The organism is Parapedobacter lycopersici, assembly GCF_024643285.1.
In the GTDB taxonomy this organism is placed as follows: Bacteria; Bacteroidota; Bacteroidia; order Sphingobacteriales; family Sphingobacteriaceae; genus Parapedobacter; species Parapedobacter lycopersici.
In genome coordinates, this window is the sequence record NZ_JAMSLW010000010.1 from 1 (window position 1) to 10,620 (window position 10,620).

9 protein-coding genes are annotated in these 10,620 nt (G+C 41.7%); 6 read left to right on the forward strand and 3 right to left on the reverse strand.

Annotated features, from left to right (window positions below; genetic code table 11):
* Positions 1 to 149 precede the first annotated feature (149 nt).
* The gene (locus NEV57_RS15580) at positions 150 to 710 is read right to left on the reverse strand and encodes a sugar O-acetyltransferase (RefSeq protein ID WP_257659279.1); all 561 of its coding nucleotides are present in this window, start codon (positions 708 to 710) and stop codon (positions 150 to 152) included.
* A gap of 293 nt (positions 711 to 1,003) precedes the next feature.
* Between NEV57_RS15580 and NEV57_RS15585 the strand changes: the two genes are divergently transcribed.
* Positions 1,004 to 2,533, forward strand: a complete 1,530-nt coding sequence (locus tag NEV57_RS15585; protein ID WP_257659280.1) for a prolyl oligopeptidase family serine peptidase — start codon at positions 1,004 to 1,006, stop codon at positions 2,531 to 2,533.
* Positions 2,534 to 2,706: 173 nt separating this feature from the next.
* On the opposite strand, the gene NEV57_RS15590 is transcribed toward NEV57_RS15585, so the two are convergent.
* On the reverse strand, positions 2,707 to 4,089 hold the full coding sequence (locus NEV57_RS15590; RefSeq protein WP_307876464.1) for an erythromycin esterase family protein: 1,383 nt from the start codon (positions 4,087 to 4,089) through the stop codon (positions 2,707 to 2,709).
* A 160-nt stretch (positions 4,090 to 4,249) separates the two neighbouring features.
* Here NEV57_RS15590 and NEV57_RS15595 point away from each other — a divergent pair, with 160 nt between their 5' ends.
* On the forward strand, positions 4,250 to 5,716 hold the full coding sequence (locus NEV57_RS15595) for a serine hydrolase (protein ID WP_257659281.1): 1,467 nt from the start codon (positions 4,250 to 4,252) through the stop codon (positions 5,714 to 5,716).
* A gap of 92 nt (positions 5,717 to 5,808) precedes the next feature.
* On the opposite strand, the gene NEV57_RS15600 is transcribed toward NEV57_RS15595, so the two are convergent.
* Positions 5,809 to 6,804 (reverse strand): ligand-binding sensor domain-containing protein, encoded by a 996-nt coding sequence (locus NEV57_RS15600; RefSeq protein WP_257659282.1) that lies wholly within the window; start codon positions 6,802 to 6,804, stop codon positions 5,809 to 5,811.
* A 150-nt stretch (positions 6,805 to 6,954) separates the two neighbouring features.
* Here NEV57_RS15600 and NEV57_RS15605 point away from each other — a divergent pair, with 150 nt between their 5' ends.
* The 4 genes from NEV57_RS15605 (at position 6,955) to NEV57_RS15620 (ending at position 10,354) form a co-directional block, all read left to right on the forward strand.
* Positions 6,955 to 7,842, forward strand: coding sequence for a winged helix-turn-helix domain-containing protein (locus NEV57_RS15605; RefSeq protein WP_257659283.1), 888 nt, complete (start codon positions 6,955 to 6,957; stop codon positions 7,840 to 7,842).
* A 397-nt stretch (positions 7,843 to 8,239) separates the two neighbouring features.
* Positions 8,240 to 9,037 (forward strand): Abi family protein, encoded by a 798-nt coding sequence (locus tag NEV57_RS15610; protein ID WP_257659287.1) that lies wholly within the window; start codon positions 8,240 to 8,242, stop codon positions 9,035 to 9,037.
* Positions 9,038 to 9,130: 93 nt separating this feature from the next.
* Positions 9,131 to 9,640: an ExbD/TolR family protein gene (locus NEV57_RS15615; protein ID WP_257659284.1), complete on the forward strand. Its 510-nt coding sequence runs from the start codon at positions 9,131 to 9,133 to the stop codon at positions 9,638 to 9,640.
* Positions 9,641 to 9,805: 165 nt separating this feature from the next.
* The gene (locus NEV57_RS15620) at positions 9,806 to 10,354 is read left to right on the forward strand and encodes a TlpA family protein disulfide reductase (protein ID WP_257659285.1); all 549 of its coding nucleotides are present in this window, start codon (positions 9,806 to 9,808) and stop codon (positions 10,352 to 10,354) included.
* Positions 10,355 to 10,620: the final 266 nt, after the last annotated feature.

Here is a 10,620-nt window from a genome sequence, read left to right on the forward strand (position 1 = left end):
AAGAAACGCACTGGGCGTATTATACGAATGAAATGAAGGGGTTTGACGAGCAGCCGACACCGGATATGGAGATTGTCTGCGAATATTTTGAAACGGTTTGGGTGTAGGTTTCAACCAACTGAGGAGGTCGGATTTGACAAGTATCTGGATCATTCCGAACCGTCTTCAATGGCGTGTATGATCCGGGCGGGATTGCCGCCTACTAACGTGTTAGGCGGAACATCGCGGGTTACTACAGACCCTGCTGCTACGACAGCGTTGTCTCCGATGGTGACTCCGCCAATCAATATGGCATTGGCCGCTATCCAGACATTGTTCCCAATCACAATCGGGTTTCCAATAGTGACTGAACGACGTAAGGACGGCGTAAGCGAATGACCGGTTGTGAGGATGCTTACATTGGGGCCAATCATTACGTCGTTGCCGATGGTTACACCACCCAGGTCATAAATGGTGCAATTCTGGTTGATGAATACGCGTTTGCCCAGGCTGATTTCATCGCCGCCGTTTGAATAAAAGGGAGGAATCAGTAGAAAATGCTCGTCTACCTTTTTGCCTGTAAGTTTGCTGAATAGCGCACGGACTTCGTCGGTGTCATTGAACGTTAACCGATTCATTTCGGCGGTAATCTCCATCGCCCGTTTCACGTTTTGCACCATGGCGGCTGACTCGGGTGTTTTGCTATATATTGTACGTGATTTATCCTTCATGTTATCGGACAAATGTACCTGATTTTTGACAAACCAGTCCAACACGCCGGTACTCGTTGCCTTACAAAAACTTCATCTGATTTTTATTACCTTTAATGCTTCAAATCTAAAAGTACGCTTGCGTATTTTACACCTGGCCTCCGCTGAATTCTTTGCTTTAGCATAACTCAGAATTTGGGAGCGAGTCAATATTCAAACTGGAGGTTTTTAGCAGGCATCAGTATATACCTTAAAAGATTTTCGCAATTTTCATTCTTATATACACCAGTACTATCAATTGAATATTCCGACAAATGAAAATAAACCTATTTATTATCTTACTCTGCCTTGGAATCAATCTGACTTACGGGCAAACTTCGCTAAAAGGAATCGACCTAAAGAACGGAAATTATACCGTTGGTTTTACCCACTATTTGACTACGGACAGTACAAGAACATACACAAGAATATTTGATTGGAGCAACACAAGCATTCCCAGACCAGTTCCTGTCAGTGTGTGGTATCCGTCCGAAGCAAACCGTGAGAGCGTAAAAACAATGACTGTTCTCAATTATATGGAGATCCTCAAAGAGGAAGAAGAATGGGAGTATTTACCGGATGATCAAATATTAAATTGGTTTTACTACGCCAATACTCCCGCCAATCAGGATCATTTAAAAGAACACACGACTGCACACAAAGGAATTGGACCTGCTACTGGCAAATTCCCTGTCGTCGTTTATGCACCAAGTTATCAAGCTTCTTCAATAGAGAATTTTGCACTGTGTGAGTATTTGGCCAGCCGGGGCTACATTGTTATTGCAAGCCCAAGCCGGGGAACTGAAAACAGGTTTTTGGAAGGAGGAACCGAAAAAGACATGGAAACCCAGGCAAGGGATATCGAATTTTTACTCAAAGAAGTTGGTAAACTACCCAATGCTGATATCGACCGAATTGCGACAATGGGCTTCAGTTTTGGTGGGTTATCAAATGTCCTTTCCCAAATGCGCAATGAAGTGATAAAGGCTATTGTAAGCCTTGACGGCAGTGTAAAATATCAATACAACACATTGAAACGTTCGTCTTTTTTTGATATTGAAAAGGTTGATGTTCCCTTTATTCATTTTGCACAAAAGGATATTCCCAAACAGGTTTTAAAAGAAGACAACATAGATTCAACTTTAAGTCATCATTTTGAATTCTATGATAGTCTTGTTTACAGCAAAGCGTACCAGCTAAAATTTCACAACCTTACTCATTCTTATTTTAGCACCTTAGGTGTTCTTTTTCAGGAACGCGACAAAAGGCAGGACAAAAGTGATTTAGAAATTATGGAATCCTACAAATGGGTTTCCGTTTATACATTGAAATTTTTAGATGGCTTTTTGAAGAATGACAATGACGCATTATCTTTTTTAGAAAATTCCCCAGTAGAAAATGGGATTAACGAGGGATTGATAATCCAACAAACTAAGAATCCTCAGGATAAGCCATTCACATTTCAGGATTTCAACACATTAGCATCAAAGCAGGATTATGAGAATCTAAAAGAACTTTATGATTCGATTTCAAAAAAGAACCCTTCGGTGCAATTATCGGAAGGAGACTTTAACAACCTTGGCTTGCAGCTGGTTTTTAACCCCAGTACTTCTCGACAGGGAATCAATATCTTTTTGTTAGCAATCAATATATTTCCGCATTCTGCCAATCTTTTTGACAGCCTGGCTGAAGCGTATTTATTTCTCGGAAACAAGAGCAAGGCTATTGAAAGTTTTGAAAAGTCATTAAGTTTAAATCCGCAAAACCAACATGCCGTTGACCGGTTAAAACAAATTAGAGAATAAAAATAACGAAGAGTTAATCGCATATCTGGCTATTTAAAAACAGATCGACCTAGCTCCGGAAATGTGATTGCTGCGATAGATAACGCAAGTAAGGCTTTATAATATCGGGCAGTATAAATCGGTGGATGCTCGCGGATGGACTATTCAGAAACAGACGCCAACTACCTTGCATATCATTCAGCTAATTCCTTTACCGAAATAATCGTTATCGGATGGGTATCCCGGAAAAAGATAATGGCATCGTAGAGTTTTATTAATGCCTGAAAACTTCCGCGTCCGGAAGCGTACTTTGTTTTTTTGTACCTTGCACCAATTGCCCGTGCATGCAGCTCCTTATTAAGGAAGTCTGCAATCAGCGGATCCTGGGAAGCTGTCTTGAAATCCAATATGAAATTGGGGGTGTTCACCTGTTTGAATTGGTAATCACTGGATTTTTTGATGGTAACGTCAGGGATGTCGAATATTGTTGGTTCTCCTTGCAAATTGCCCGCATTAAGTTGCCCGGCATTAAATGCGAAGCCGAACACGTAATATTCATGGGGGAACATTTTAGCCAAATGACTACCCATTGGGGGCCAGTTATTAATTGCAATATCTTTTGCAACATGAAGATTATGTGCCCAGATAATCGTTTTGTTGCCCCGCTGATGGTATATCCACGCGGCATTTTCGGCCATGTATTTGTCTCGGATAATATCGTTTTCTTTATCAAAAAGGTGATTCTTCGTCTTTTTATAGGCTATTTGTTGTATAACAGTTTCTTTGATCTGCGTATATAATTGCTGTTTAACTGGGTCGGGTTCCACTACGGTTGCCCTTGCTAATTCAAAAGACAGGCGATCAAGCTGGAGCCTCATTTCTTTTGTCAATTCTCTAATACCGGCATCCATGGCTATGGCCAGCCCTCTTTGTGCCATTGGCGATAACGGAACATCAAGCTTGATGGTTCCGTCTTTTAAACGTGCCCCAGAAAAAAAACTGTGTTGCATATCACAGCCATAAAACCTGACTTTTTCACCCATCGGCTTTGTCTCATTATATGTTTTTATCCATTTCACCATGTCGATAAATTCCGGGGTGGATAACATGCTGTTAATCCCGCCTTCTATCCCATCCCTGATACTCCCCTTGCCATAAACCACGTAGTCATCCAAAAACTGCGTACCGGTAAAGTCGGCTTCCAAAATTATAGTCCTGAAATCGTGGTTTGTAATCAGGTAGCGGATCATCCTATCTTTATACAATGAAAATTCCTGTGTGCCGTGTGTAGCTTCTCCCAGCCCGATGATTCGCTTATCCCGCAGTAGAGCATCCAGCGGCCTCAAATCTTCGAAGTTCTCCTCCGGATCCAGCGTACGGATAGGGATGACATGATTGTTTAACGCGGTGATTAGGTCGGACTGCGCAAAAACGGTGCTTGACATGACAAATGACATGATCAGGATGACAGTAAAACGTCGGAGGCTGTTGTGGTTGAATTGCATAGGTGATAGTTCGTTTATTAAAAGGTAGTTAAAAATAGTCAACCCGTTTATGCCGACTGAATGATTTAACATTTTTAACACCTTTTACGTTGGTGAACAACGGCGGCTGACGAAAGGAGCTTACTATCAGGCAGCAAATAGCCTAACTACGTGTTAAATGATGTTAAAGTCAATCGGGATTAATAGAAATTGTTTTAGCTTTAATTGAAATGTCCGTCAAGCTGAACAGCCAATGAAACTCCCTTTTCTATTTTCGCTAGTGTTAATGTTGTGGTCATCTTTATGGGGCATCGCCCAAGAGCGAGAGGTGAACGAGCGGATAGCGTTAGTTGAAAAGAGTTTGTCGGGCAATATTAAACCCGTGGATGGTCGCGGGTGGACTATTCAGGAACGAATGGCACACTATAATGTTAATGGTGTAAGCATTGCGGTAATCCATAATTATAAACTGGAGTGGACGAAGGGTTATGGATGGGCAAACGCGGCCTCGAAAATACCGGTAACGGAAAATACGCGCTTTCAGGCCGGTTCTGTAAGCAAGTCGGTGAATGCTTTTGGTGTGCTGAAGTTAGTCCAACAGGGAAATATTGATTTAAACGCGGATATAAACGATTATTTGACCTCTTGGAAGTTTCCCTATGATTCTGTGGCTGATGGACGGGTGATCACGATGAAGGAACTTTTGAGCCATACTGCTGGGTTGAATGTTCAAGGCTTTCGTGGATACCAAAGGGGCGAACGGATACCAACTACATTACAGATACTTGAAGGAACGGACCCGGCCAATTCATCCGCAGTACGCTCATTGTTTGCGCCAGGTGTAAGGCACGAATATGCTGGTGGCGGGATAACTATTTCCCAGTTGATTATTGAAGATTTGAGCCGGCAAGCTTATGACCATTACATGGAAGACCAGATACTAAAGCCTTTGGGTATGCTAAATAGTAGTTTCGCCTCGCCTGATAAACAAAGCTCCAATATTCCGCGCGCGATGGGTTACTATGAAAGCGGCGAGCCGGTTGAGGGTGGGTTTCATATATACCCGGAAATGGCCGCCGCAGGGCTATGGACGACTCCTTCTGATTTGGCGAAATACATTATTGCATTACAGCAGGCATATCGAGGCACACGGAATACGATATTAAATACAGATTTTGCAAAGTTGATGTTAACGCCTTTTATTGACCAACGGGCAGCATTGGGTGTTTTCATTGATAATTATGCCGGTGAAATGTATTTTGAGCACGACGGCCTTACCTACGGTTATTATTGCCAATATTATGGGAGCTTGAACGACGGAAACGGTGTTGTGGTGATGACAAATTCGGCTAATACCGCGTTAATTCCAGAAATTATAAACAGCGTGGCAAAAGTATATGGCTTTAAGGGATTGGATCGATCCAAAACGAGAAAAAACATATCGATAGATGATAAGATACTTCAAGGTTATACCGGCAATTATGCACTTGGCCCTGACATGATATTAACTGTTTTGATGGAGCATAAACAGTTATATATTCGCTTAACCGGCCAAGATAAGGTTGCGTTGTTTCCGGAAAGCGAAAGCAAGTTTTTTATGAAAGACATTGATGCGCAATTGGATTTTGTGAAGGATGAAAAAGGCAAGGTGACGAAAGTAGTGCTTTACCAGGATGGCGGGATTTACCAAGCCCCCAGACTGGACTCAAATCATCAATGAGTTGCCGTCACTTTAATAGACGCAACCTCAATCGGTTGGCCTAATGATGTCTTTTTCATCATACAGAAAGTAGGTAGTAGCAAGGCGTAATTTCATAAGTGATACACCCCATCTAAAGTGCCGAACCAAATATTTCCATCATCAGCTTCCAGAATTCCAAAAATCATTCCTTCAATTGTTCTTATTACTTCGGGTAATATGGCAGGATTAGACAACGACTTCTCGTTATAACGCGAAAGTACCCAGCCGCTTTGGTTACCGTTACTTGGTAAGCAACTTACGGGGTTTTTCGCTTTACCACTGGCTGAACTGGTCCAGATGTTTCCACTATTATCTTCGTAAATATAGCCGACAAACTGTTGCGTGAAATTAGTAAATGTGCTGCCATCGTAGCGCCAAAGCCCATCACTGCCACCAAGCCAGATGTTGCCTTTTTTATCTTCGATTATCGAACGAACATTTTTAAAAGGTTTGCCTTGATGGATTAACGTAGTAAATGTTTTTCCGTCATAAATGGACGCAGCCTCCCTCGTGCCAAACCAGAATTTCCCTGCCTGGTCTTCAATGATCGAATTAACACCGTTATTGGGCAGTCCGTCTTTTGTTGTAAAATTCCGAAAAGATTGCCCATCGTAACGGCTTGCTCCGCCTTCCGTGCTGAACCAAATATTACCGGATTTATCTTCAAAAATTTCTGTAACCCGATCATTTGCAAGTCCGTCTTTAGTGGTAAAATTACGAAAGGATGTTCCATCGTAATAATAAACACCCGAACCTACAGAGGAAAACCAAAAGTTTCCGTGTCTATCTTCCAAAACGGAAAAAAATCTGGCGGAGCTCACTTCACTGGTAATCCCATTAAAAGATTTTCCATCGTATCGGAAAACACCGTCCCATGAAGCAATCCAGATATTACCATTGCTGTCTTTTTTTATGTTACGGACTATCGTGCTGGGCCCGTGAGAGGTAATTGTGACGTCGTCCTCGGGCTTGGAATTACCTGCCGGTAGGTTGGTTTGGGTTTGTCCGTTACAGGAAACAAAAAAAACAGACATCAACAATAAAGCATATACAGGTGTGTATTTCATAGTGATTTAGTTTTTTATTGGCAAAGTTTAATAACGCTAATAGATAACCCTATCAAAAGTTGATTCAGCGAAATTAGGTTGATATCTTTCGGTCTGAGGCATCGGGATTGTAAATAAAAATGTAAACTTTGTAAATAAAACCTCAATAGCATGCGTAACATTCGGAATCCCCTCATTAGGAAACACAGGTACGTAGGCGGGCTATTGCTGCTGCTGTTTATCTCGGTGATCTGTGTGGCTTTTGGTATGACCGACAATAACCAATTTGACACCGCCCGGAGGGAAGTTCTACTCCGCAAGATCGGAGATGAACTGCTCTTACAGTCGGGCGACAGTACATCGAGGGTACTTCCGGTAGAAAAGATCGCGGAAAATGAATATCGGATACGGTTTGAAAACGAGCTTACTTTTCAACCGGACTCCGTGGTGCATACTACCCGGCGTTTGTTGGCCAATGACCCACTAACCGGTGATTATATTGTTAACGTGCTGAACTGTGGCAATGCCAGTGTAGCCTACGGATATGCAATATCCGGAAATAAAAAAGATGATATTGTAGCATGCATAGGAAGAGAGCAACCCAAGGCGTGTTACATGATCAATGTTAAATTTAAACCGATTGGCATAAATACCTCGAAGAATGGATACCTGCTGGGCAGCCTGTCTGTTTTGGCTTTGATTGGTTTTGTTTTTCTGAAATCCACTAAGTCACAGAGGGATTTGAATCTTCGGCGGCCTGCTAATCGTTTTTCTTTAGGCTCCATATTGTTTGACGCGCAGGAGCGGCAATTGATAATCGACGAAAAGGTTATCGACCTGACTGGAACTGAAACACGGCTGCTGCTCATTTTCGCGATGACTCCTAACGAGATGATAGAAAGAAGCCGACTGCAAAAAGAGATATGGGAAGATGAGGGTGTTATTGTGGGGCGAAGCTTGGATATGTTTATATCAAAACTCAGGAAAAAATTGGAATTTGATCCGAATATCAAAATTGTCGCTATATGGGGCAAAGGATACCGGCTTGAGATTAGCTAAGCTAGCTTTATAAAAAGGCAATTAAAAATAACCAACCCGTTTATACGGTTGAATGATTTAACATTTTTGACAACTTTTACGTTAGTTAAAAGGTTGTTGACCAAAAAGCGGACCTGTTATCACACGGTAAGCTGATAGGGTTTTGCAAAATTCACTAAAACACCTTACCTTTGTATCAACAGTACACGCCACGCTACCCTTCAGAACAGCGTCCCAGGGCGTGTCTTTTGCTTTATAGCCTTTAAGATAACCCTGAAATCTTAATTGCCGAACCAACTTAAACCGGTGTAATGTACAATAAAAAAGCATTTACTATCCAGCAGCAAATAGCCCAGCTTAAAGCCCGTGGATTAGAAATCAAAGATGACGACAATAGTGAACGTTTTCTCTCTCTCATATCAGTTATTATCGATTAGCCGGATACTGGTGGCCAATGCAGGCTGATAAAGAGAATCATACATTCAAACCAAATAGTCGGTTTAGTGATGTCATTAGTTTGTACAACTTTGATCGAGAGTTGCGTATTTTATTATTTGATGTAATCGAAAAAATAGAAATCAGCCTCCGTACTAAATTGATCTATCACCTTTCTCATGAGTTTGACCCGTGGTGGTTTCAAGATCCCAGTCATTTCATCAATGTACGAGAACTAATAAAAACGCTTTCGAGTATTGAAGAGGAAATTACACGCTCAAAGGATGCTTTCATCAAAGAACACCGTAGTAAACATAAAGACGACGGTAGGTTTCCGCCAGCTTGGAAATCTCTAGAGTTGACGAGCTTTGGCAGCCTATCTAAATTATATGGAAATCTGAAAACCAAAATTTCGTCAAAAGAAAAGATCGCACAGGAATATGGAACAGTAAATCATACCTATTTACCCAGCTGGCTGCAATCTATCGCTCAAATCAGGAATTATTGTGCACATCATAGTCGATTGTGGAATAGAAACCTGCCCGGAAGACCTAAACTGTTGCCTAAACCACCTTATCCTTGGATATCTGAAATACCCAAAGAGCATGAATTTCAAGCACTGTATATTCATCTCTGCTGCATGAAATATCTGCTCAATATTATCCAACCGGAAAATGAGTTCACTAGGTTATTACTTCAATTGTTCGAGAAATACCCCAATGTAGACCCTAATGCCCTGGGCATGAAAACCGATTGGCAGTCGGAGCCGCTTTGGGATTGAAAACACAGTAACCTGATACCCTGAATCGGTGATTTATGGAAATACTATGCTTTTGCCATCATAGCGGAAACATACCTTATAAACCGCTTCGTTATGGCAGAATTAAACACCGGACGGAGGTTGCAACCCAGGGTTGACCTCACCGCAATGGTAGATCTCGCTTTCCTTTTAATCACTTTTTTTATGCTGACCACCAGTATTAACAAACAGCAGGCGCTGGATATTGCCATGCCCGATATTTCGGATACGACCGAGCAATTGCAGATGGCTGACAATCGCACAGTAACGGTATTGATCGGCGAGAATGACCGGGTAGACTGGTATTGGGGCATGTTAGAAAAACCGATAGCCGGCCCGTATACCACTACGCATGGGAAGTATGGTATCCGAAAGGTGCTGCTGGAGAAGAAGGATGAGGTAGTCACTTTAACCGGTGAACCGGACAAAGGCCTGATGGTAATTATCCGGCCAAGTGAGAAATCGGATTACGCCAGCTTAGTGAATGTATTAGACGAAATGAAAATCTGTGGCGTCAACCAGTTTATGATCGGGCAAATCAGTGATGCGGAGGAGGAAGTGTTGAGTAAGTTCAATCAGTTATAATGGAAAGGTTGTAGCGCGAGGGTAAAGACGTTTTCTATTCGTTGGTGAACTGATTGCTTCTACATTGTAACTTTTTGACAATGAATATGTCAAAAAGAAAGCATAAGCGGGAATTGACCAGCTGCAATGCCGCTTTTAACCAATTGACCATCTAACTGAATGTACATGAAAAGAAAACGCATAATATGGCTGGGCATATTGGTTGTACTGGGAATAGCTACTTATTACATTTATACGATACTCTTCCAATTTTCGAAGAATACAGTAATTGACTCTTCGAGTGAACATTATACCAGTTTGGAAGACATCCTGTCAAACCCGTTGTTCAAAGATAAATTACTTTATGTAGATATATGGGGCACACGCTGCCCTCCGTGTATCGCCGAGTTTAAACACAGTAAAAAACTGCAGGAACATTTCCAAACAAACGATGAAGTGATGTTTGTGTATCTATGCAGTCCGTATGGTAATATGGATGATAAAGTACGATGGAAGTTTTTCATCAACGAATATGAATTAACTGGTCATCACATCTTTATGAACGAGAACTGCTACATGTCGGTTTACGATGACATTGAACAGGACCCGGAAAAGCGCTACTTGATTCCACGGTATTTTATCGCCCGCAATGGAAAGATTATTTTATCGGCTGCTCCCCCACCTAGCTCCGGAAATACGATTGTTGCGATAGATAACGCGAGGAAAACCTTATGAGAAAACGAATGATTGTACCATGTAACCAGGTAAAAACAACGATTAAAATAACAGACTAATATTCCACTAACAGTGGGTGTAATTTTTCACCTAGCTGAGAACGCTTCGGGAAAGCTGACTCAGTGATTTAAGGTGCATTTATTGAGTAACATATACCCTTTCCAGCATATAATCTACCCCCAGTCTATTGTATTGGCCCTAAACGTGCAACGATGAATTTAATAGCCGACTATTGGAAAACTTTCCAGGAAAACCATCCTGAATAT

Coding starts and splice junctions, on each gene's coding strand:
- NEV57_RS15585 (WP_257659280.1), top strand. CDS start 1,004: ATGAAAATAAACCTATTTATTATCTTACTCTGCCTTGGAATCAATCTG.
- NEV57_RS15620 (WP_257659285.1), top strand. CDS start 9,806: ATGAAAAGAAAACGCATAATATGGCTGGGCATATTGGTTGTACTGGGA.
- NEV57_RS15590 (WP_307876464.1), bottom strand. CDS start 4,089: ATGTTAAATCATTCAGTCGGCATAAACGGGTTGACTATTTTTAACTAC.
- NEV57_RS15600 (WP_257659282.1), bottom strand. CDS start 6,804: ATGAAATACACACCTGTATATGCTTTATTGTTGATGTCTGTTTTTTTT.
- NEV57_RS15580 (WP_257659279.1), bottom strand. CDS start 710: ATGAAGGATAAATCACGTACAATATATAGCAAAACACCCGAGTCAGCC.
- NEV57_RS15605 (WP_257659283.1), top strand. CDS start 6,955: ATGCGTAACATTCGGAATCCCCTCATTAGGAAACACAGGTACGTAGGC.
- NEV57_RS15595 (WP_257659281.1), top strand. CDS start 4,250: ATGAAACTCCCTTTTCTATTTTCGCTAGTGTTAATGTTGTGGTCATCT.
- NEV57_RS15615 (WP_257659284.1), top strand. CDS start 9,131: ATGGCAGAATTAAACACCGGACGGAGGTTGCAACCCAGGGTTGACCTC.